Here is a 23,084-nt window from a genome sequence, read left to right as displayed (position 1 = left end):
TCCTTAAACTTTTATAATTTACTATCCATTCTTTTCTTTTCTTATAAACCTAAATAATAAGAAGAAAAATAACAACTGATACCATAATCTAGGCTCTATAAACAGGTTTTGAAATGCCATAAAAATATAAACTTGTGAATACACTAGATACATAATTTTACTCTTAATACTCTTATATGAATTAACATACATATATACTCCTATCATCGAAAACAGAACCATAGGAATAATTGCTAAATAATATCCAAAGTCCATACTAAAATCAACTAATGCAGTATGAACTGTAGCAAAACCGGCAACTGGATTACGCATTTCATTAACATATTCATATAAGGGATAATCAGCAAATATATTATTAAATTTTAAAATCCCCACAAATACTGGCCTTAACATAAACTTTCCATACTGGAAATCTGCAAATTGATAGTTGGCACTAATAAATCTATCTAAATTTTCTACAGACAATGCAAAATATCCATATAATATAGCAAAAACATCAAAAGGTCCTCCGTATCCATGAAAAGAAATTCCTTCTGAATAACTAATATCATACTTATATCCATGGGTCATTCTCAACTCACCAATAGCGGCCCCCAATATTACCATAATGGTAAAAACTATTCCAAATCTAAACATAAATTTCCTTTTATTTTTGGCAATAGTAAATAACAATCCCATTAAGGGTATTACTGCCATTACAATATCAAAACGCGCTAATCTAGTAACTGGTAATAACATTACTAAAATAATAAAGAATATATACAACCTCTTTTTCTCATTAAGGTATACCATGAACAATAATAAACTAACAACCGGAACAAAACTCCTCGTAATAATTGACAAAACACTTACAGAAACTGTATGAATATCTATTGAGCTATTAGTTAATAGTATAGGGAATATATACCCTGAAGAAATCTTATTCTCTAAGAAATACGCACCAACAACAATAAACATAAGAACTAATACAAAATTTTTATTAATTCTCATGCTTAGTTTTTCCAATTTTTCTTTTGAATTATTTAATACGTCTTTTTTATAACTTGCAAATATAAAAATTGACGGTAATATAACAAATGCTAACATACTATAAATTAATAAAACATATGTCAAATCTGTCCATTCATCCTGCTGTAATCCAGATAATTTAAAACTACTGAATAGTACTGGTAATATCCAAAAGAAACAAGTTAAACTCACTGGATTAAATAAATCTTTTGTATAACCTATGATCAAGATAGTCATTAATATACTTAGTGATATAACTAAATAAAATAGTAATTCCAATATTATATCCCTCACTAATTCATTTCATATAGGCTGATAACTTTTTCTTTAATTTATATGGAAATATTTTATGAATTTTCCCTAAACGATATGCTACCAGTTTTATACCTGATTCTATTAAAGCGTATATTATTAAATGATATTTTCTATTATCAATTAAATAAGACATTTGTTTTTTTATCATTTTAATACCTTCTTTTTCATTAGAAACATGCTCTAAAAGGTATTTCGTCTCCTCAAAAGCCATACCTATATCAAAATATCTTTTAAATTGTTGAATAAGCCCATAATTATGGGAATGAAAAACTTTAGCTTCTGCACAATAATAAACTTTTTTATTACTAAAAATCGATTTAGCTGCAAAAATCATATCCTCATTAAGGATAACTTTCGTTGGAAATTTTCCTAACTGTAAAAACCAATCCCTCTTATATGCACTACATACATTAGAATTAAAGAAAGCCTTTACTCCCATTTTTTCAATTAAATCCTTACTTTTTACTATCGAAATCTCCGGATAATTAAATGATCTAGCGAATTTTTCCAAAAGATTCGCATCTGCCCTTGGAATTTGCCTTGCATAACTTACAACTACCTCTTCATCTCCTAAGGAATCTACCAATTTGGATATTAATTGATTATCACAAGGTATAGCATCCTGTGTCATAAACAATAAAATATTCCCTTTCGCCAGTGAAGCCAAATAATTGCGTGTCCCTCCATGATCAAAGTCTTGATTATTAATTAATTTTACAATCGTTTCAGGGAATTTTTCCTCTATAATTGAAATCGTTCTGTCTTTAGATGCAGAATCTACAATGATAATTTCTAACTCTTGATTATTTCTTAAATCTTGATTATATAACCTAGTTAACAAATCATATATGTACGGTTCCGCATTATAGGTTGGTATTAATACAGAGATTTTATTCATCTATTTAATATGCTCCTTTTCTCATTATTACATGTACCATTGTTAAAAAGATTATTTTCATGTCAAACAAAATAGAGCAATTATAAATATAATGAAGTTCCAATTCTACTCTCTCTGGATACCCTACATCACTTCTACCACTTACTTGCCAATAACCTGTCAGACCTGGTTTTACAGATAAAAATTCATCTTTTCTTTTACCATACTCTATTAACTCTTCTTGTACTACTGGTCTTGGACCAACAAGGCTCATATCACCTTTTAAAACATTTAAGAATTGTGGAAGTTCATCTAAGCTAGTCTTTCTTAAAAATTGGCCTACTTTTGTTATACGTGGATCTTCACTTGGTTCTAATTTATAATTATTATCTATATATTTTTTATATAATACTTCATTACTTCTTAATTTCTCTTCTGCATTCACAATCATTGATCTGAATTTATAAATATGGAATTCTTTTCCATTCTTTCCCATACGAATCTGTTTAAAAAAGACAGGTCCTTTATTATCCCCTGTCATATATAAAATTGAAATTAAAAGAAAAATTGGAGAAAAGATTATCAATCCAACTATTGCCCCACTTAGGTCCATTACCCTTTTTAAACATAAATATATAACACTAGGTTCCCTTATTTCCAGCGTACTTTGTTCCAATGACTCACTTGCTATTTCACGATTCCCCAAATATATCACCTTTCCTTTATACAGTTACCTTTTCTCTTTTTATAACTTCATTCATGTAATTTATTAATTCTTCATTTAAATTTTCATGTTGAAGCGCCATTTCAATCGTCGTCTTAATAAATCCAAACTTTTCTCCAACATCATAACGAGTACCTTCAAAATCATAAGCAAATACACGTTGAATTTCATTCAAGCGCTGAATTGCATCTGTCAACTGAATCTCTCCACCCGCACCTGTTTGTTGGTTCTCAAGAAACGTAAAAATCTCCGGCGTTAATATGTAACGTCCCATAATCGCTAAATTAGATGGTGCTGTACCTTCTGCTGGTTTCTCCACAAATTGACGCACTTGATAACGACGATCGTTTTGTTCAACCGGATCGATAATACCGTAACGATGTGTTTCATTTTCAGGTACTGTTTGTACACCAATAACTGACGATTGTGTACCTTCATATTGATCCATCAATTGACGTAAACATGGCGTTTCTGCTTGTACAATATCATCACCAAGTAATACCGCAAATGGTTCATTTCCAATAAATTTACGTGCACACCATACTGCATGTCCTAGACCTTTTGGTTCTTTCTGTCTTATGTAATGAATGTTAATCTTTGAAGATGCTTGTACTTTCTCAAGCATTTCATACTTTCCTTTTTCTAAAAGGTTTTGTTCTAGTTCGAATGAATGGTCAAAATGATCTTCAATCGCGCGCTTTCCTTTTCCAGTCACAATAATAATATCTTCAATTCCTGATTCTATTGCTTCTTCTATTATGTATTGAATTGTTGGTTTATCAACAATAGGTAACATTTCTTTCGGCATCGCTTTCGTCGCTGGTAAAAATCTCGTCCCTAGACCAGCTGCTGGAATAATCGCTTTTCTTACTTTTTTCAATTTTAGTCCCCCTACATCCTTTTATTTATATGTAACAATAACAAAAACCCTACCTATAGAGTCATTATTATAACTCCATAGGTAGAGTTTCTATCATAAATAAAATTATGGGCATCTAACCCATCCTCACGCCATACTCCCGACGACAAGCGTCTAAGGTAGGTTGAAATGTAATTTCTACCCACAGCACGACCGAGTGCCTCCGTTGATAACGGTTAGGAGACATCACCTGGTTCTTTATTTAAAAAATACCGAACAATTTTTTACGGCGAATTTGTTCTGGATCTTCTTTATAAATTGCTTTCCCGCTAATGATTAAATACGGATTCTCTCTTAAATCATTCATAACACTTGTACCGAATTCTTTCTCTATTAGTTCATAGCTTTCTGCTAGATGAAATCCTCTTGATGTTGTGTTATGTGCATCTGATGCGATCATATGCGTTAAATTGTGTTCAACAAGTTGTAGTGAGAATTTTTTAATCTTTTTCCCGAATTTACCTAGGAGACTGCCTGCCGTCACTTGTGTTAATGCACCTTTATTGACGAGGTTATATAACTTATCTGGCCGCTCGATTAACTCGGCATTACGTTCCGGATGAACGATAATTGGAATCATTCCTTTTACACGTAGTTCATAAAATAGTTGTTCTGCATAACGAGGTACATGATTAGACGGAAATTCAATGAATATGTATTTGTTTGTTTCATTTAAAGTAACGATTTTACCAGCTTCATAGTCTTCTAATAAGTCACCATATAACCTGACCTCTTGCCCCGGTAAAATGGTAAGTGGAATATTATGTTTTTGCAGTTCATCATTTAGTTGTTTTACTTGATGAATAATTGAGGTACGTTCATTTATGTATTTTCCATTTTGATGGTGTGGTGTTGCGACAATTGTATGAATACCTTCCTCTATTGCTTTTTGTGCCATCACTAAACTATCTGTTACTGTCTGTGCACCGTCATCGATACCAGGTAAAATGTGACAATGTAAATCAATCATTTATGTCATCCTCCCTCTCTCATAGTAAGCTTTTTCCTCTTGAATATGAGACATCTCATATTCAAGAGGAAAAAGGAGATATGATAAAAACATATCTCGCTTTGAAATTAGTTTGCACCATAGTAATAATATAAGCCTTGTTCACGTTCACGATCATTCAGAACAACGCCTAACAGTTTACCTTTTGCCGATTCCAATAATCCTTTTGCCTTTACAGCTGTTTCTTTCTCTGTCGATTCACTACGAACGACAAGAATAGACGCATCACATACATTCGCCATAATTTGTGCGTCAGTTACAGCTAAAATTGGTGGTAGGTCAAAGATAACTAAATCATAAAGGCTATATGCTTGTGCAAGTAGTTCTTGCATCGATTTTGAGCCTAACAATTCTGCTGGATTCGGCGGAATTGGCCCACACGCTAAAAAGTGTAAATTCTCTACAGATGTAGTTTGTACACATTTTTCTAAACGTTCACTATGCGTTAATACGTTCGTCAATCCGAAAATATTATCTACTTGAAACATTTGGTGCATCGCTGGTTTACGCATATCTGCATCAATTAATAATACTTTCTTTCCTTGTTGGGCAAACACGACTGCCATATTTGCTGTCGTTGTTGTTTTCCCTTCACTCGGGTTCGCAGATGTTACCATTAATGAATGTAAATTCGTATCAACGGCTGCAAATTCGACATTCGTTCGAATATTACGATATTGTTCTGAAATTGGTGATTTCGGTTGTTGATGAGCAATTAATTGACGACGTTGACGATGATTCTTCTTCTTTTTAAATAAATTAAGAGCCAATTGTTTGTCCCCTCACTTTTCTTGATGATGGAGCGTGTGATTTCACGTTCATTGTTTCTTCATCCATACGAGCTACAATACCTAACACTGGTAAACCAAGTAAGTTCTCTACATCTTCTTCTTTTTTTACTGTGTTATCTAAGTATTCTAGTAAGAATGCAAGACCAACTGCGGCCATTAAGCCAACAACGAAGGCAATTGCCACATTTAACATTGGACGTGGTTTAATTGGAGATTGATTTTCTGCAACTTCTGCTTTAGATAGTACTGTTACGTTATCCACGTTCATAATTTTTGCAACTTCACCTTTAAATACATCCGCAGTTGCATTTGCAATATCACGAGCTACTTTTGGATCTTTATCATCAGCTGTAACAGAAATAACTTGTGAATCTTTTTCATTCGCAACATTAATCTTCTTCGTTAAAGCTTGCGCTGTCATATTTAAATTTAATTTTTCATTTACTTGTTCTAAGATTACTGGACTTTTAATAATAACCTTATATGTATTCGTTAATTGAATATTCGTTTGAACTTCCCCAGCTTGAAACATCGATCCCTCTTGTTTCTTCTGGTTAACAAGAATTTGCGTCGAAGATTGATAGATTGGTGTCATAAAGAAGAAGCTAATGATAGCACTTACAATAGCTGCACCAAAGGCGATTACGAGGATCATTGCTAAACGTTTTTTTAAAATATGAAATAACTCTTTCAAACTAATTGTTTCTTCCATAAGTTCCTCCAACTTTCTAAATTTTACACATAACAAAAATTATAACATATAATCTTACAAAATAATCTTAAATATGACAACACATTCCATCAATTTGGCAAAAATTCTATTATATCATATTTGTTATATAATACGATACAAAATTTTATAACAATTCAAAAAAGCTAGCAAAAAAATTACTAGCTTTAAAAAATACTATTTCATACATTATTTTCTAATAATATCCATATTGTTCTTGTTCTTCTCTTTTATCGTTTAATATAACACCAAGTAGTTTTCCAGATGCTTTATCTAATATTTGTTTTGCTTTTATTAGTTTATCTTTTTCTGTTTTTTCACTGCGTGCTACTAATATAACTCCATCACATTTATTAGCGAGTATTTGTGCATCTGTAACGGCCAATACAGGTGGTGTATCAATCAAAACGATATCAAACATGTTATATGCCTCTAGAAGTAATTCGTCCATTTTACGATACCCAAGTAGCTCTGCTGGGTTTGGTGGGATTGGACCCGCTGACATAACATATACGTTCTCTATGTCTGTTTTTTGAATACATTGCACAAATGATGCTTGTCCTGATAATAAATTCGTTAATCCATTTGGATTGTGTGCAGCGAATAAATTTTGCAATGTTGGCTTACGTAAGTCAGCTCCAATTAACAATACTTTTTTACCTTGTTGTCCAAAAACAACTGCTAGATTAGAAATGGTCGTTGTTTTCCCATCACCTGGATCTGCCGAAGTGACAATGATAGAGCGAATATGGTTATCTACAGATGTAAATTCAATATTTGTACGGATATTACGGTACTGTTCCGTAATGCGTGATTTAGGCTCTTTATGTGTAATTAATTGTCTTAATGGCTTTCTTTTCTTTCTTCCGAACATGTTATGGTCTCCTTTTTTCAGAATACGACATTTTCCCCTTTTTCTCTTTTATGCTCGATATGCTACGCCAATTTTCCATTTACTTCTACCGTTAAATTTCTCCATTACTTTCCTCTACTCTTCATCATAACGAATCAGAATAATCTTTGTCCTATCCCACACCTTCTATAATGTGACAACGATATCTCTATTTTTATCGCGCTATCATTTATCTTAATTTCAAGATATTTATAGCGCCATTATATACAAATTTCCATTCATTTACAATAAAAATTCTGATTAATCTGCATTTTAATATTTCGAACAAAAAAGAGTAATAAAAAATCCTTCTGCACTTCACAGAAGGATTTTTCATTACTCTCTATTCTTTTTTATCACCAATCGCAAATGTAATTTCAGCTTCACATGCAACTTCACCATCTACTGTTGCGATTGCTTTTCCTTTTCCGATTGGACCACGTACACGCGTCATTTCTACTTCTAGACGAAGTTGATCACCTGGACGTACTTGTTTTTTGAAACGACAATTGTCGATACCTGCGAAGAAAGCAAGTCTTCCGCGGTTTTCTTCTTTCTTTAATACAGCAACTGCTCCAACTTGTGCTAATGCTTCTACAATAAGTACACCGGGCATAACTGCGTAGTCAGGAAAGTGCCCGTTAAAGAATTCTTCGTTTGCGGATACATTTTTAATTCCAACCGCTCTTTTTCCTTCATCTACTTCTACTATTTTATCAACAAGTAAAAATGGATAGCGGTGAGGAATGATTTCTTTAATTTGTTCTATATTTAGCATATAACAATCGCCCCTTTTGTAATATTGGTCTTACCACTTGGACATATTGTTTATTATCCCATTTTGTTTATTGTTTGTCATTATAAAGTGAAACTTTAATATCTTTTCAGCTTTATATACAAAAAAATGCACACACTCTATTCCCTTAAAATAGTTGCATATACTTGCAACTGACACGGAGGTAGAAAAGAGTGTATGCCCAGATTAGGGAAAGGCAATATGTATTAAAACATGATTTGCCTTAATGTCGTATTCGACTCATTATATTATAAACGTTTTCAAATACGGAAATATTAAATTTAACCATATATATGAATATTTTACCTATATTCTTCGTTTTTCTTTATTTTTCTTCTATTTTCTCAAAAAATCGAAATAAAAAAATAAAAATACAAAAAAAGAACTAAGGTTTACACCTTAGTTCCTTTCACTTTATCGTAAAGCACGCTTTGGTAATCTATCGATATTCTCTAACATAATACCTGTACCAACCGCAACGCAGTGCATTGGGTTTTCAGCAATTAATACTGGTACTTTTAGTTCTTCTGCTAGAAGCATGTCGATACCGTGTAGTAAAGCTCCACCGCCTGTTAGAATGACACCGCGGTCGATGATGTCCGCTGATAGTTCTGGTGGTGTGCGCTCTAGTACGCCTTTTGCAGCTTGTACAATAACAGCCGCATTTTCTTTTAATGCTTCTGTAATTTCTTCTGAGCATACTGTAATTGTACGTGGTAAACCTGTTACCATGTCACGTCCGCGAATTTCAAGTTCTTCGCTACGTGCACCTGGGAATACTGTACCAACTTTAATTTTAATATCTTCTGAAGTACGTTCTCCAATTAATAGCTTATACTTACGTTTAATGTAGTTTAAGATCTCCATATCAAACTTATCGCCAGCCATTTTGATAGAGGAAGAGGTAACAATATCACCCATAGATAGTACAGCGATATCTGTTGTACCTCCACCAATATCAACAACCATGTTACCGCTTGGTTGGAAGATTTCCATACCAGCACCAACTGCGGCTACTTTTGGTTCTTCTTCTAAAAATACTGTTTTACCACCTGAACGTTCAGCAGCCTCACGAATTGCTTTTTGTTCTACTGATGTGATATTTGTTGGACAACAAATTAAAATGCGAGGTTTTGAAAAGAAGCTCTTTACGTCCAATTTGTTAATGAAATACTTTAACATTGCTTCTGTAATTTCGAAATCTGCGATTACACCATCTTTTAGTGGACGAATGGCTACAATATTACCAGGCGTACGTCCCACCATACTTCTTGCTTCTTCACCTACTGCTAATACTTTACCTGTGTTACGATCAATAGCAACAACAGATGGCTCATTTAATACAATACCCTTACCTTTAACATGGATTAATACGTTAGCCGTACCTAGGTCAATTCCGATATCTCGCGCAAACATTCCCGTCTTTTCCTCCTCGATATTCAAAATCAGGTTACACCCGAATTCTTTTACACCTAATTTCTGATTTTATCATAAATTTAACAGAAACGTAATATTCGCAAAAAGAATTCTTCTGAAAAATATTACCGAATTGAAACGGAATGTTTGCGATCGCATATTTATTGACGTACCGGCTTTTCTACATCTTCTTTTCTATACTTTTGTTTTGTTGCTTCTCCGCCTCTTAAATGACGAATAGACTTATGATAATCAAGAATTTCTTTCACTTCATTTGCGAGCTCTGGATTAATTTCTGGTAGACGTTCCGTTAAGTCTTTATGGACTGTACTCTTTGATACCCCAAATTCCTTTGCAATGACACGCACTGTCTTTCTTGTCTCCACGATATACTTACCAATCTTGATAGTTCTCTCTTTGATGTAATCGTGCACACCACTCGCCTCCCTAAATTGGATGTGAGAAGGGTGAAATGAGCCTCGCTGCATACGACTTAGAAGTAAGTGTGAGTGCTGTTTGTAAGCGTTAAACATTCTTGGATTTATAATGAAATGATTCACGATTTCTCACCTCAAACACTCTCTTTGCTTTGGTTTATACCATTGTATTGCCCGCACTACTGATATATGCTACATGTTCACTATTTTTGCGGACTAAGTTAAGAAAAATTACGTTTTTTTGTGAGAAATACGTTAACAGTGACTATTTTGGCGAAAAAAATGACACCTTGTATACAAGGCGTCATTCTTCTCGTTCTAACTCTTCTTCTAACAATTGATGGTGGGGAACCTCTTTCTTACCGGCAATGTAATAATATAAAGTAAATAAAACAAACAATAAAATAATAGCAGTCGACAGAACAAACAAAAATGACACAGTATCCCCTCCTTTTTGTAATATATATTCGTGAATCTCGTCATTTTTCCTTGTTATTGCAACTTTTTTCTCGAAATTGAGTATTTTTATATAGAAATAAAAAAATCAGCTCTCTATTGAGAACTGATTTTTTCACTTTCTTATTCTTGTGAAGAAGAACTGTTAGATGATTCTGTAGAACCATTTGTTGATTTTTCTTCTTTCTTCGGTTCTTCTTTTTTGTCACTAGTTGAACCGCTAGTTGATTTCTCTTCTTTTTGAGACTTGTCTTCTGTTTTACTTTCTGGTTTCGTGCTCGTTGACTTTTCTTCTTTTTGAGATTTGTCATCAGCTTTTTTACCAGAAGCGTTCGTTGCCTTTGCAGCACCTGCATCAGCTTTAATTTCTGCTACTGATTTATTTAAGTAGCGCTCAGGGTTCACAGCCACATTGTCTTTACGTACTTCAAAGTGAACGTGAGAACCTGCTTCTTTATTCATTGCACTTAGACCGGATTTTCCTAATACTTCACCTTGTACAACTCGTGCACCTTTTTCTACTTTCACACTGCCTAAGCTTTGATAAGAAGCTGCTACACCATTTCCACTATCAACTGTTACAACATAACCAAGAAGTGAATCTTTTTCAGCTTTCGTTACTGTACCACTTAAAGCAGCTGTAACATTGAATTCTTTTCCATTCTTCGCAGCAATGTCAATTCCTTTGTTCGGGGAATATGTGTTGTTATAAAAGACAAGTGCTTTTTCTTGTTCCGCCTCAGTTGCTGCATCTTCATAGAACTTCTTCTGTACAACTACTTCCGCATTAGCAGGAGCTGGCATTTTCACTACTTCTGAAGACTTCGTTACTGGTACTGCTGGATCTTCCGTTTGTGTATACGGCGTTGCTTGATCTTGGTTCGGAGTCTTCTTCGGATTAGCTCCTTGGAACCATAGCGCAACCATTAAAATTACCGCTGCACAAGCAATGTATAGTGCCGGAAATACCCATCTTTTTTGAAATAAATGTACTACCTTTTGCGACTTTTTATTATTTCTTCCTCGCATTCCATCATCACCTCAGCAATCATTTTGAACAATATTCACGCATCCTATACAACCTATAACTAATTACTTTTCGACAAAATCTGTAAAAATATGTATAGGAATTGCAAAATTTCCGAGGAAATGATAGAAAAAAGAAAAAACTGAGCGTTTCGGCTCAGTTTTTAGTCTAATTGTTTCTTTTTATATACGATTAAACATGCAATAAGTGAAATAATAAGCCAAGCTCCAACATTTATCATATGCCCACTAATACTACTAAACCCAGCGCCCTCTACTAAGCTTTTAATTGCTTTTTCAAGATGAGATGTTGGAAGATAACTAATTATTGTCTTAATTACTTTATTCTCAACCATTGGTTCAAATTGCACAGCTAAATACATCGTCATTAATATCGGCATTCCAATTAGTGATGTTTGTGGGACAGACTCAGCTAGTAATCCAATCATCGTTCCAATTAAAGTAAATAAAATTGTTCCACATAAGAAAACAAATGCTAGTAATAAGAAATTTCCACTTAATTGATCTAAAATGAATAAGTTTACAATAGAGATACCTAGCGTTAAACATGCTGTTAATATACTTTTCCCAAGAAGAACTTCAACAGAAGAAGCTGGCGATAGCATTAACACACGCAATGTATGTTTTTCTTTTTCTTCTGCGATTACCATCGATTGAACAAACCCAGCAACAAATAGAAAGGCCATTAAAGTAATAATGCCAACCCCTGCCTGTCCTTCTCCAAATCGGCTAAATATGAATGCAAATATAATTGGTAAAGATGCCATTAGCAACACTTGTGAATTTGTCTTAAAATCTTGTACTTCTTTTCTAAAAATAGCTGATACACGTCTCATTGAAAATGTCATTATAATCCCCTCCCAGTAACTTCAATAAAGATATCACCTAACGTTGGCTCATAAGAATGAATGGATAATAGTTCTCCTTTTTTCATCCATTCTGAAATGCGTTTTGCACCTAACTCATCTTTTTGTACCGTTTCTTTCTTCTTATCCTTTAACACGACTTGTATTTGGTCTTTCGCGTACTGTAAGCGAAGGTTCTCTGGTGTATCAAGCGCTACAATTTCTCCGCTACATAGAAAGGCAATACGGTTACAAAGCGTTTCTGCTTCGTCCATGTTGTGCGTCGTTAAGAAAATCGTCGTTCCTTCTTTATTTAAGTCTTTTAAGATTTTATGAATGTTTTGTACGTTAACTGGATCGAGTGCAGATGTTGGTTCGTCTAAGAAGAGGATATCCGGTTTATGAAGTATTGCTCTAGCTAATGTGACGCGCTGCTTCATTCCTTTTGATAATTTCTTTACTAATGTTTTTTTATCATCTAATAGATTCACTTGCGCTAGCACTTCATCGATTCGTTCTTTTTTACAATCGTATAAGTCACAAAATAATAGTAAGTTATCATAAATGCTAAGTCTTTCATATAAGCCACTGTTGTCTGTTAAAATACCAATTCGTTTGTAATCGATACTACTTGGCCCTGTAATATCTTTTCCTAGTACTCTTACCGTTCCAACACTATGAAGTAATTGAGAAGTTAAAATTTTTACTGTTGTTGTTTTTCCAGATCCACTCGGTCCGAGGAACCCGAAAATCTCTCCTTGCTTCACCTCAATATTTACATTTCGAAGTGCCGTTTTTTCATTGAAACTTTTCATTACATCTTTCATTTCAATTGCCAATGTCATCTCGTCATCCCCTTTGTTTTTTTCTTTTATAGATGAAAGTCGCTTTAGCGCTTTTCGTTTGTTTGTTTCGCTTTTCTTGACTCAATCATATGAAAATCAAAGGGTTTACGCATTAAAATACCGGTAAAAGGAGTATTTTTACCGGTGAATGGATCATATTTTGAGCTTATTGGAGCACTTTTTATAGCCCAATTACACCTTTCAACTCATCCATTCGTCCTTTCGAAAGCGGAATTGAACTTTTTCTTTCGTCGTCTAAAATTAAGCTGAAACTGTTACGGGTCCAAGTAATTACTTCTCGTACTCTTTGTAAATTCACAAGGTAAGAGCGATGACATCTAAAGAAACCAAAACCTGTTAATCTCGCTTCTAGTTCACTTAATGTTAATACGCATACGAAATCACCTTCACGAACGTGAATATGGGTCACTCCGTTTTGCGTTTCAATGAAATGGATTTCCATTGGGTCTAATAAGATGATTTTATCGTTTACTTTCGCTGGTATTCTTTCTAACTTCATTTGCGGAATCATTTGAACGACTTTTTCTTCATCAACCTCTTCTGCTTCCTCTTGTTCAATCTCTACTTTTTTCACACCATCATTGTTTAATATGTATACATCTTCTGTTAACGAAAGGGCATCTGATAGGAAAGATGATGTAATAAAAATCGCCTTTCCTTGCTCTTTCATTTTCATAATTGCTTTTCGAATCATAATCGTACTCTCTGTATCTACATTTTGCTCTGGTTCTTCCAAAATAACTAAATCCGGATTATGAATCATAACTCGCCCAATATGAAGACGACGTTTCTCTGAAAATGATAGTTTTTCTATTTTAACGTTTAATTTATCTAAAAGGCCGACATATTGTACAACTTCTTCTATACTCATATTTGATTCATACAGCCCTAATAAAAACTTATAGTATTCCTTTACCTTCAAACGATCATATGCTTCATCTTTCAAAAAACAAAAGCCGATGCGAGAATAATTTCTCTTTCCAATCGCTTCACCTTCAAATAGCACATTGCCAGTTGAAGCTTCTTCCTGACCAATAATAATGCGGTGCAACACTTTAGCTGTATGGTTATTACATTGCAAAACAACACATTGCCCCTTCTCAACCTTCAGTTCAACTGCCGGTAACTGGTTCGTCTTACCTAACTGTTTCAACTCCAGTAACGCCATTTTGTCTCCCCCAAATACTTTTTATCTTATTATACCAAACAATTACTGGAAAATTATGATATTTTAAACAAAAAGCAGGTGCCAGGAGACCCTGACACCTACTTCTTCACCATCAACTTACCTTCATAATCATTCATCGTCTTTATTTCAACGCCTTTATAGTAATGAGCGACGATATCTGTATATTTCTTGCCCTCTGCTGCCATACCATTCGCGCCGTATTGACTCATGCCAACGCCGTGACCGAAGCCCTTCGTCGTAACAACGATTTTATCTCCCTCTTGTTTCCACGTGAAATCAGAGGAGCGTAAATCTAATTTGTCACGCACATCTCTTCCGGTTAATGTTTTCCCTTGAAATGCTACATCTTTTACACGTTTTCCTTCCGTACGCCCTTTAATGTCGCCAACTTTTCCGTCTGCTAGCACTTTCACGCCGAGACGTTTTTGAAAGTCAGCTACTGTAAAGGTTTGCTCGCTCGTAAATTTCGGAGAAGCTTGATCCCACGGACTATCTACACTCTTTAAGTACGGATAATCATTTCCCCAATAATCGGCTGCATTTTCTGTCCGGCCATTACTCGTTGAGAAGAAGGATGCTGAGATTGGTTTTCCCTCATACGTTAAAACTTGTCCTGCGGTTTTCGAAACAGCTTCCTCGATTTTCTTCAAATTATTTTCGTAGTTATTGCCCCATTGTTTTTTCAATTCTTCTTTGCTTTTGTACACTTGATCTTTCACCGTATCTGTCACGTCCGCATTGTTTTTCTTACCTCCGCTTAGCATACGCTGGACTACAAATGTTCTCGCTGCTAATGCCTGCGCCTTTAGCGCCTCTATTTCAAAACTGGCATTCATCTCAGAAGCTACTACACCGGTCACATACTCCTCCATAGGTAATGACTCTACCTTTTTCTGTTTCTCGCGATATACAGCAACTTGAACCGCTGTATCCACTTTCCCTGGAGCTGGTATACTTTCTATCGCTGGAGGAGTTTTAGAAGCTGCTTTTTCCTCTACTTTTGCTTTCGCAAACGGAATCACAAGAGCAGCAGGTACAATGATAACGAGCGCTATGAGAAGCGCTACTGTAATAAAAAGTGGCTTTGAAAATTTCATCTTATTTCCCCCAATATGAAAAAGCTTTACTCCATTCATTCTTATGGAACAACTCTTTCTTTTAGAACATACTTAAGGGGAACCATATAAAACGAAAATTTTCTAAATATTTTTACTGGTACGTGCATAAGTATAGAATTTCTTGACTATAACAGTAATAAGCCCAAAAAAATAGCCTCTATGTCAAAAGACGTAGAGACTATTTCAATTAAGCGTGAAGATCAGAAACTTCTTGTTCTTTCACTTCTTCTACTTTTTCGTTTACACGTTCAATAGTTGCACCTAATGCAGCTAATTTCTTATGGAAGTTTACATAGCCACGGTCAAGATGTTTTAACTCAGTTACACGAGTGTAACCTTCTGATACTAAACCAGCTAAGATTAATGCAGCTGCAGCACGTAAATCAGTTGCTGCTACTTCAGCACCTTGTAAGCTGTTTGGACCGTTCATAATAACAGAACGACCTTCGATTTTAATATCAGCATTCATACGACGGAATTCTTCAACGTGCATAAAGCGGTTTTCAAATACCGTTTCTGTAATCATACTTGTTCCTTCAGCTTGTAGTAATAATGCCATCATTTGTGATTGCATGTCTGTTGGGAAACCTGGGTGAGGCATAGTTTTAATATCAACCGCTTTTAACTTATCTGGGCCGATAACACGTACACCTTCATTTTCTTCGATAATTTTAACACCCATTTCTTCCATTTTCGCTGTAATTGAGCGTAAATGTTCAGGTACAGCATTTTCAATTAAGATGTCTCCACCAGTAATTGCCGCTGCAACCATGAATGTTCCCGCTTCAATACGGTCAGGAATAATAGAGTGGTTTGCACCATATAATTTATCAACGCCTTCGATACGAATCGTTCCAGTTCCAGCTCCGCGTACTTTCGCTCCCATCGCATTTAAGAAGTTAGCTAAGTCAACGATTTCTGGTTCTTTCGCTGCGTTTTCAAGGATTGTTGTCCCTTTTGCTAATGTAGCTGCAGACATAATGTTTTCTGTCGCGCCCACGCTTGGGAAGTCTAAATAAATTTTAGCTCCTTTTAGTTCTCCCTCAACGTATGCCTCAACAAAACCGTTACCAACCTGTACTTTTGCTCCCATTGCTTCGAAGCCTTTTAAATGTTGGTCAATTGGACGTGAACCAATTGCACATCCACCAGGAAGTGCAATACGAGCACGACCGTTACGTGCTAATAATGGTCCCATTACTTGAACAGATGCACGCATTTTACGTACATATTCAAATGGTGCTTCAATGTTTAGCTCTTTAGAAGCATCGATTGTTACTTGGTTATTTTCAAATACGACTTCAGCATTTAAATGACGTAATACCTCATTAATTGTGTATACATCAGACAAAACTGGTACTTCAGATAGTACATTCTTTCCATCACTCGCTAATAGGGCTGCAGCGATTATAGGTAATACAGCATTTTTTGCGCCCTCAACACGCACTGTGCCGTTTAACCGCTTTCCGCCACGGACGATGATCTTTTCCAAATTATTCCCCTCCGTGTCCTTTTTTCAGTATCTATTCACTCAATACTCAGAAGTTATGATCGGTGTGCCAACCACAATTGTATCTTTGTTGTCTGTAGAACGTATTGCTATTTGCACATTTATTTTCTCTCTATTTGTTGAAAGAGCGTCATCCCACTTTTTATTGTATGCGGAGACTGACACAAATGCTCTTTCTTCTATCTGTTCGATCGCTCTTGCTGAAAGATCTTTCAAAACCTGATTGGTTTTATTTTGCAAAACACCTTCAATCTTATCATTCAGTACACCTTGAACACAAGTGTAAATTATAGGTTTTTCACTAAAAATTTTATTCGTTTTTTGAATATACTTCGGGTCCCATTTTGCCCCGCTCACTTCAAAGATAATGAAAGTGTTTTCTTTAGTATTTTCCTTACTCCAAGTTACTACTACTCGTTCTTCATAAGAAGAAAATTTTTTATAGGATGTAGCTTTATATCCATCTGGAGATTGCTCTAATTCCCACTTTTGAATATTCGCCTTCTCCTTCACATCGTTTAACAACTTTTGAAACGTATGTATATTAGAAATTGTTTTTGTTTCTCGCGCTAACCATGACCATTTCTCTACTTTCGCATCATTTTTCTCTAAGGATGCGATCATGCCCTCCATCTTCTGTTCATCACTGATTGGTTTCATCTCTCTATACCCAACCAAAAATAAAACAACACTAAGTGCAACAATAAGAATGGCTTTAAGCTTCAATTTCATCCCCTCCTATCCCCATTGTTAACGGAGATATGAGGTTCTATACACTTACTTTACTAAATACGTTAAACTCTTTGAATAGCCTAAATAATCAAGGAAAAAGTTACTTACAGATGTCCCAATTGCAATTGTAATTAAGATGAGTAATACTCTCGTCTGCATCACCTTTCCAGGCTTCATTAAACGCTCAATGTGAATACCTTGTAAGGCCCACCACGTAATGGTAATAAACAATAAATGCGAAACGATGGCAATCAGTGCTTGTTGCCCTAAAAGATGTGCCAAAAAACCGACTCCTTTTTACCTAGCCACTACTTACGAAATACTATAAAAACGATACCATAATAAGTAGGAGCCACACTTTTTCAAATACAAATAAGCATCTTACATGTTACATCGTAATTTTCTCTTTAAAAGCGTATACTTATATGCATTTTCAATCGTAGTTCACACAAAATAAAAAGCGCAGAGTAACGACTCCACACCTTTTATTTTCACTATTGTACCACGTTCCCTAAGAAGAAGAAATCTTTCATTAATGGAAAATATTCATAAAAGAAATTGTACCCAACCATCGGCATAATCCCTAGTATTACAATCGAAATTGCGCAAAGGCTCATCACAACCTTTATATTGAGTGGCAAGCGAATTTTCTCTTCTACTTCTCCCGTACGGAAAAACATTTGCTGTAAAATACGGAAATAATATACGAATGAAATGACTGTCGTCCCCATCATAATAGAAGCTAGTACGTAATGAGCTGGCTCTACATGAAGGGCCCCTAAAAAGATGTTAATTTTCCCAATGAAACCAGCTGTTCCTGGTATCCCTGCTAGCGATAAAATAAAAATCGTCATCACGATTGCTGTAAATGGCGACCTTTTATATAATCCGGTGAAAATGGTGATATTTTCTTTGTCGCTTTGTAAGATTAAGGCGTGGATAATTGCAAACGTGCCTATATTCATAAGCATATACGCAAGCATGTAAAACCACATGCTATCCATCGTAAATGGCGATAATGCTACAAGCGGTACGAGTAAATATCCTGCATGCGCGATTCCTGAATAAGCAAATAAGCGTTTTACGTTATATTGCTTTAATGCGACTACATTTCCAATAATCATCGTAATACTAGCTAGCACAGCGATGTATATGCTCATACGTCCGTATAAAGATTGCATGTCTCCTTGCACCGATACACTTGCAAAAACCATGAGGAACAGACGGATAATGAGTAAAAACCCAGCAATTTTAGAAATCGTCCCTAGAAAAGCAGTAACAGGTGTAGCCGCTCCCTCATACACATCAGGCGCCCACATATGAAACGGCACTGTCGCAATTTTGAATGAGAGCCCAACGAGTAAGAGTAGAAATGCGAGAGCTAGCAATAACTGAATACCACCAGCCAGTTCCCCGGCAAATACTTTTTGCATATCCACGATATTGGTTGACCCTGTAATACCGTACAAATAACTCATTCCAAAGAGCGTAATTGCCGTTCCAATTCCTCCATTAATGACATATTTCATGGCTGCCTCATTTGATGCACGGTTCTTTTTTCGTATCCCAACTAAAATATAAGAAGAAAGTGAAAGCAATTCTAGGCCGACGAAAAGTGTAATGAAGTCGACACTAGAAGCCATAAACATCGCCCCAAGAAGCGCCATTAAAAATAAGTAATAATATTCTCCCTTATCTTCAATTGGATTTTTCTTATCATCGCTCATTGCGGTGCATAAGATGAGAGCCGCTCCGCCTAATAACAACGTTTTAAATCCTTTTGAAAACCCATCTAACACAAACGAGCCATTTAAAATATCTCCCGCTGGTTCACCGTATAGCATAATTAATGATACGATCGCTAATACGATAGCTGCGATTGCACCAAGCGCTACATACCTATGGTTCAGCTTAAAAAACAAATCACATATGGAAAGAAGGATGGCAGCCCCGAGAATGATGAATTCTGGCACCATGAGATGCCACGATAAGCTAAGTAACGTATTCATATCCATCCTACTTCACCCCCAATGTTTTCAATGTATTTTGAAGCGGATCCCCTAGTATTTCTGGCATTACGCCAATTGCAATAATGCAGAAGATAAGTAGCAAGATAGGAACATACTCCCATCCGTGTATATCAGCTTTCGCTTCCCACTCTTTCTTACCAAATGTTACTTGAAGTGTCGCTCTTAATACGTATACAGCTGTTAAAATGATACCAAGTACTCCGGCCGCAGCAATGACTGGCTCTACTTGGAATAAACCGAGAAAGGCAAGAAACTCGCTAACAAATCCAGACATTCCCGGCAATCCAAGCGATGCCATTCCTCCCGCTAAAAAGAAACCGCTAAGTACTGGTACACTTTTTGCAAGTCCGCCAAGCGCTGTAATATCCGACGTTCCAAAACGCTGTTCTATAACACCAAGTAAGAAAAAGAGTAAGGCTGCAATTAAGCCATGCGACACAACTTGGAATAGTGCCCCTTGTGTACCTGGTGCATTTAACGCCGCAAGGCCCATTAATACAATACCCATATGCGAAATACTAGAGTAAGCAAGCACCTTCCGAAAGTCTGTTTGAATGAGCGCTAAGAAGGCTCCGTACAATAAATTGATAACTCCTAAAATCGCAATGAGCGTTGCAAACTCGCGAAAGTATTCCGGGAATAGCCCCTGCCCGAAGCGAATTATACCGTATGCTCCAATCTTCAGTAAAACACCTGCATGAAGCATTACTACAGCCGGATGCGCTTCAATATGTACATTGACCATCCAGCGATGTAACGGGAAAACGGGTAATTTAATTGCGAAAGCAATCATTATGGCAAGAAACAAGCCGAACTGTAAGCTACTTGGGACAACCATTCCTCCCCCAGCACCTACACTCGTTAATATTTCTTTAAGCTCTGTAATATTTGTTGTACCTGTTTTCGCAAATAAAACCGAGAAAACGATAAGCAAAATAGCGGAGCCAATACCGTTATATATTAAATAACTATAAGCAGCCTTTTCACTCGACAATTTCCCCCACTTCCCAATTAATAAAAACATCGGCGGCAATGTAATTTCAAAGAAGATAAAGAACAACATTAAATTTTGAGCAGCGAAGACGCCGAGCATTCCTATTTCTAACATGAGTAACAGCATATAAAATGCTTTCAAATTCCTTTTAATCGTAAATGCTGCAATTGCTGCAAGCATCGCTAGAAGGGCCGTCAACACCATCATAACGAGCGATAAACCATCTATACCAAGTTCGTAATAAATGGAAAACCATCTTTTATCTACCGCTGCAAAATCCCCGAATTTAATCCATTTCACTTTTTCATCAAATAGAGACAAATCCCTTCCAGAAGCATATGTACAAGCGAGGACGATAGCCATTCCAAATGGAAGCACCGTTCCAAATAAACCGAGCGCTCGCACTGTACGCGATTCTTTTTTCGGTGTTAATGCAAGTAAGAGAATTCCTAAAAGCGGGGAAAAAATGAAGAACGTTAATAACAAATCATTCATCGTAAATCCCCTCCCGTATAGAGCAAAATAATGAAGAGTACCGCAAGTGAAACAGCTGTTACAGTCCCGTACACTTGTACATTTCCGTTTTGGAGTCTAGAGCCGATTGCACTTATCCCTTTAACTAAACTCCCTATTAAAACGGCAATCCCTTCGACTACATACACTTCAAATAAGTGAAGCACATGAGCGATTCCTTTCGTAATAGGAATGACTGTCATATTGTATAGTTCATCCACATAATATTTTTCTTTCAAAATTTTATAAAGAGGTGCTTCCTCGCCACCAGCCCAATCTCTAGCAATAGATTTCTTGCCATATATGAAATATGCAAGAGCAATCCCAGCCAAAGAAACGAGCGTCGCAACAATCATAATCCAAACTGGGCCGTGTGCTTCTTGCACTTTAAATGCTACATCTTTCGTAAGCCAATCTCCGAGAAACGTTCCAAACCACGGTGTATTTATATAACCTGCCACGACTGCAAGGACGCCAAGGACAATCATCGGATATGTCATGATGCGAGGCGATTCATGCACATCTTCCTTCGTCTTCGCTTCCCCCGTAAAGACGAGAAAGTATAAGCGGAACATGTAGAACGCTGTTAGGAATGCTGCAATTACTGCTAATATGAATAAAACGTAATTGCCGTTCATCCAAGTCGCCGCCAAAATTTCATCTTTACTAAAGAAACCGGAAAGGAGCGGCACACCACTTATTGCAAGGGTACCGATTAAAAATAGCGCAGCAGTTACTTTCATCTTCTTCTGTAAGCCGCCCATTTTATTAATGTTTTGCGTATGCACGGCATGAATGACACTTCCTGCCGCCAAAAATAGCAACGCTTTAAAAAAAGCGTGTGTCGTTAAATGGAACACACCAGCTACATAACCGGCAGATCCTAATGCAAGCATCATATACCCGAGCTGGCTAACTGTAGAATAAGCAAGTACTCTCTTTATATCCGTTTGTACAAGACCGATGGAAGCTGCAAAGATTGCAGTAAAGGCGCCAACAATTGCTACCGTCTGCATCGCCACCGCACTTGCTGAAAATAGCGGAAACATCGTTGCCACTAAATATACGCCAGCTGCGACCATTGTCGCCGCATGAATAAGTGCCGAAACAGGCGTCGGCCCTTCCATCGCATCCGGTAACCACGTATGAAGCGGGAACTGACCTGATTTCCCCATCGCCCCGATAAAAATTAATATCGCCGTTATTGTAATCATTGTCGGAGTCAGATCACCCGTATGAATCGCTCTAAAAATTGCGTCATATTCAAAACTACCTGCATGCCAGAAAATTAAGATCATCCCAATAAATAAACCGACATCGCCAATACGTGTCATAATAAAAGCTTTTTTCGCAGCAGCCTTCGCTTCTTCTTTAAAGAAATAAAAACCGATGAGTAAGAACGAACCAAGGCCGACTAACTCCCAAAATATATAAAGCTGTAATAAATTCGGTGATATAACAAGCCCGAGCATCGCAAATGTAAAGAGTCCTAAATAGGCATAAAAGGTTGGTAATCTTTCCTCACCTTTCATATAACCTTTCGAATACACGTGTACAAGTAAACTCACAAGTGTAACGATAAACAACATTAAAGCCCCTAATGCTGTCACTTCAAAGCCAAATGATATATCAATATCTCCAGCTCTAAGCCATACCCACTTATGCTTCACTGGTACTGTCGAAAATCTTTCTATTAATACAAGTACCGCAAATATAAAGGAGAGAAAGACGAAGAAAATACTAAGTACACTGCTTCCTTCTCTAATTTTCTTCCCGAATATAATTAATAACAAAAACGAAACAAGCGGGAAAAGCGGTATGAGCCATGCATAATCGATCATTGTTTCCTTCCCCCTTTTCGGTCACAATG

Annotated in this window: 23 protein-coding genes; all 23 read right to left on the bottom strand. The window is 36.1% G+C overall.

Translation table 11 applies throughout. From position 1 onward, the window contains the following. Positions 1-21: 21 nt before the first annotated feature. The 23 genes from QCI47_RS01120 to nuoL all read right to left on the bottom strand — a co-directional run bounded on the left by QCI47_RS01120 (position 22) and on the right by nuoL (position 23,055). Entirely contained in the window at positions 22-1,287 is a 1,266-nt protein-coding gene (locus QCI47_RS01120) for an O-antigen polymerase (RefSeq protein ID WP_076873388.1), read from the bottom strand. A gap of 19 nt (positions 1,288-1,306) precedes the next feature. Next, a complete protein-coding gene (locus QCI47_RS01115) occupies positions 1,307-2,221 on the bottom strand; it encodes a glycosyltransferase family 2 protein (RefSeq protein ID WP_076873389.1) in 915 nt (304 codons plus the stop codon). A 4-nt stretch (positions 2,222-2,225) separates the two neighbouring features. Continuing rightward, a complete protein-coding gene (locus QCI47_RS01110; protein ID WP_374701071.1) occupies positions 2,226-2,876 on the bottom strand; it encodes a sugar transferase in 651 nt (216 codons plus the stop codon). Positions 2,877-2,922: 46 nt separating this feature from the next. Further along, positions 2,923-3,804, bottom strand: a complete 882-nt coding sequence (gene bpsC, locus QCI47_RS01105; RefSeq protein WP_076873390.1) for a UTP--glucose-1-phosphate uridylyltransferase BpsC — start codon at positions 3,802-3,804, stop codon at positions 2,923-2,925. A 241-nt stretch (positions 3,805-4,045) separates the two neighbouring features. Further along, entirely contained in the window at positions 4,046-4,813 is a 768-nt protein-coding gene (locus tag QCI47_RS01100; protein WP_076873391.1) for a tyrosine-protein phosphatase, read from the bottom strand. A gap of 107 nt (positions 4,814-4,920) precedes the next feature. Beyond that, positions 4,921-5,622, bottom strand: a complete 702-nt coding sequence (locus QCI47_RS01095; protein WP_076873392.1) for a CpsD/CapB family tyrosine-protein kinase — start codon at positions 5,620-5,622, stop codon at positions 4,921-4,923. Next, positions 5,612-6,355: a YveK family protein gene (locus QCI47_RS01090; protein ID WP_048552922.1), complete on the bottom strand. Its 744-nt coding sequence runs from the start codon at positions 6,353-6,355 to the stop codon at positions 5,612-5,614. The genes QCI47_RS01095 and QCI47_RS01090 overlap by 11 nt, the downstream gene beginning before the upstream one ends. A gap of 214 nt (positions 6,356-6,569) precedes the next feature. After that, positions 6,570-7,247 (bottom strand): CpsD/CapB family tyrosine-protein kinase, encoded by a 678-nt coding sequence (locus QCI47_RS01085; RefSeq protein WP_000467939.1) that lies wholly within the window; start codon positions 7,245-7,247, stop codon positions 6,570-6,572. A 361-nt stretch (positions 7,248-7,608) separates the two neighbouring features. Then, on the bottom strand, positions 7,609-8,043 hold the full coding sequence (gene fabZ / locus QCI47_RS01080) for a 3-hydroxyacyl-ACP dehydratase FabZ (protein WP_220779409.1): 435 nt from the start codon (positions 8,041-8,043) through the stop codon (positions 7,609-7,611). Positions 8,044-8,475: 432 nt separating this feature from the next. After that, entirely contained in the window at positions 8,476-9,477 is a 1,002-nt protein-coding gene (mreB, locus tag QCI47_RS01075) for a rod shape-determining protein (RefSeq protein ID WP_000457987.1), read from the bottom strand. A 161-nt stretch (positions 9,478-9,638) separates the two neighbouring features. Next, the gene (gene spoIIID, locus QCI47_RS01070) at positions 9,639-9,911 is read right to left on the bottom strand and encodes a sporulation transcriptional regulator SpoIIID (protein WP_000544012.1); all 273 of its coding nucleotides are present in this window, start codon (positions 9,909-9,911) and stop codon (positions 9,639-9,641) included. Positions 9,912-10,218: 307 nt separating this feature from the next. After that, entirely contained in the window at positions 10,219-10,353 is a 135-nt protein-coding gene (locus QCI47_RS01065; protein WP_000008903.1) for a hypothetical protein, read from the bottom strand. A 140-nt stretch (positions 10,354-10,493) separates the two neighbouring features. After that, positions 10,494-11,399, bottom strand: a complete 906-nt coding sequence (gene spoIIQ / locus QCI47_RS01060) for a stage II sporulation protein SpoIIQ (RefSeq protein WP_001214941.1) — start codon at positions 11,397-11,399, stop codon at positions 10,494-10,496. Between the two features lie 161 nt (positions 11,400-11,560). Continuing rightward, positions 11,561-12,265 carry an ABC transporter permease gene (locus QCI47_RS01055; RefSeq protein WP_062922086.1) on the bottom strand — a complete coding sequence of 235 codons (705 nt, stop codon included), beginning with the start codon at positions 12,263-12,265 and terminating at the stop codon, positions 11,561-11,563. Beyond that, positions 12,265-13,107 carry an ABC transporter ATP-binding protein gene (locus QCI47_RS01050; RefSeq protein WP_000170849.1) on the bottom strand — a complete coding sequence of 281 codons (843 nt, stop codon included), beginning with the start codon at positions 13,105-13,107 and terminating at the stop codon, positions 12,265-12,267. The genes QCI47_RS01055 and QCI47_RS01050 overlap by 1 nt, the downstream gene beginning before the upstream one ends. A gap of 181 nt (positions 13,108-13,288) precedes the next feature. Continuing rightward, complete coding sequence (locus QCI47_RS01045; RefSeq protein ID WP_240814394.1) at positions 13,289-14,296, bottom strand: LytTR family transcriptional regulator DNA-binding domain-containing protein; 1,008 nt, start codon at positions 14,294-14,296, stop codon at positions 13,289-13,291. A gap of 98 nt (positions 14,297-14,394) precedes the next feature. Further along, positions 14,395-15,414, bottom strand: a complete 1,020-nt coding sequence (gene spoIID, locus QCI47_RS01040; RefSeq protein WP_000672637.1) for a stage II sporulation protein D — start codon at positions 15,412-15,414, stop codon at positions 14,395-14,397. Positions 15,415-15,622: 208 nt separating this feature from the next. Next, entirely contained in the window at positions 15,623-16,927 is a 1,305-nt protein-coding gene (gene murA, locus QCI47_RS01035; RefSeq protein ID WP_061131866.1) for a UDP-N-acetylglucosamine 1-carboxyvinyltransferase, read from the bottom strand. A gap of 39 nt (positions 16,928-16,966) precedes the next feature. Beyond that, entirely contained in the window at positions 16,967-17,671 is a 705-nt protein-coding gene (locus tag QCI47_RS01030) for a YwmB family TATA-box binding protein (RefSeq protein ID WP_000767901.1), read from the bottom strand. A gap of 51 nt (positions 17,672-17,722) precedes the next feature. Beyond that, entirely contained in the window at positions 17,723-17,959 is a 237-nt protein-coding gene (locus QCI47_RS01025) for a DUF1146 family protein (protein ID WP_000940742.1), read from the bottom strand. A 212-nt stretch (positions 17,960-18,171) separates the two neighbouring features. Further along, positions 18,172-19,686: an NADH-quinone oxidoreductase subunit NuoN gene (gene nuoN, locus QCI47_RS01020; RefSeq protein ID WP_353812000.1), complete on the bottom strand. Its 1,515-nt coding sequence runs from the start codon at positions 19,684-19,686 to the stop codon at positions 18,172-18,174. A 7-nt stretch (positions 19,687-19,693) separates the two neighbouring features. Next, entirely contained in the window at positions 19,694-21,196 is a 1,503-nt protein-coding gene (locus QCI47_RS01015) for an NADH-quinone oxidoreductase subunit M (protein WP_071728312.1), read from the bottom strand. Further along, complete coding sequence (gene nuoL / locus QCI47_RS01010; RefSeq protein WP_262718240.1) at positions 21,193-23,055, bottom strand: NADH-quinone oxidoreductase subunit L; 1,863 nt, start codon at positions 23,053-23,055, stop codon at positions 21,193-21,195. Before nuoL ends, QCI47_RS01015 begins: the two co-directional genes overlap by 4 nt. Positions 23,056-23,084 lie beyond the last annotated feature (29 nt).

It is taken from the genome of Bacillus cereus group sp. RP29 (assembly GCF_040459765.1).
Classification (GTDB): domain Bacteria; phylum Bacillota; class Bacilli; order Bacillales; family Bacillaceae_G; genus Bacillus_A; species Bacillus_A paranthracis.
This window is presented reverse-complemented; position numbering and strand designations above follow the sequence as displayed.

Coding starts and splice junctions, on each gene's coding strand:
- QCI47_RS01115 (WP_076873389.1), bottom strand. CDS start 2,221: ATGAATAAAATCTCTGTATTAATACCAACCTATAATGCGGAACCGTAC.
- QCI47_RS01100 (WP_076873391.1), bottom strand. CDS start 4,813: ATGATTGATTTACATTGTCACATTTTACCTGGTATCGATGACGGTGCA.
- QCI47_RS01090 (WP_048552922.1), bottom strand. CDS start 6,355: ATGGAAGAAACAATTAGTTTGAAAGAGTTATTTCATATTTTAAAAAAA.
- QCI47_RS01085 (WP_000467939.1), bottom strand. CDS start 7,247: ATGTTCGGAAGAAAGAAAAGAAAGCCATTAAGACAATTAATTACACAT.
- fabZ (WP_220779409.1), bottom strand. CDS start 8,043: ATGCTAAATATAGAACAAATTAAAGAAATCATTCCTCACCGCTATCCA.
- mreB (WP_000457987.1), bottom strand. CDS start 9,477: ATGTTTGCGCGAGATATCGGAATTGACCTAGGTACGGCTAACGTATTA.
- spoIIQ (WP_001214941.1), bottom strand. CDS start 11,399: ATGCGAGGAAGAAATAATAAAAAGTCGCAAAAGGTAGTACATTTATTT.
- QCI47_RS01055 (WP_062922086.1), bottom strand. CDS start 12,265: ATGACATTTTCAATGAGACGTGTATCAGCTATTTTTAGAAAAGAAGTA.
- QCI47_RS01050 (WP_000170849.1), bottom strand. CDS start 13,107: ATGACATTGGCAATTGAAATGAAAGATGTAATGAAAAGTTTCAATGAA.
- QCI47_RS01045 (WP_240814394.1), bottom strand. CDS start 14,296: ATGGCGTTACTGGAGTTGAAACAGTTAGGTAAGACGAACCAGTTACCG.
- spoIID (WP_000672637.1), bottom strand. CDS start 15,414: ATGAAATTTTCAAAGCCACTTTTTATTACAGTAGCGCTTCTCATAGCG.
- nuoN (WP_353812000.1), bottom strand. CDS start 19,686: ATGAATACGTTACTTAGCTTATCGTGGCATCTCATGGTGCCAGAATTC.
- QCI47_RS01015 (WP_071728312.1), bottom strand. CDS start 21,196: ATGAATGATTTGTTATTAACGTTCTTCATTTTTTCCCCGCTTTTAGGA.
- nuoL (WP_262718240.1), bottom strand. CDS start 23,055: ATGATCGATTATGCATGGCTCATACCGCTTTTCCCGCTTGTTTCGTTT.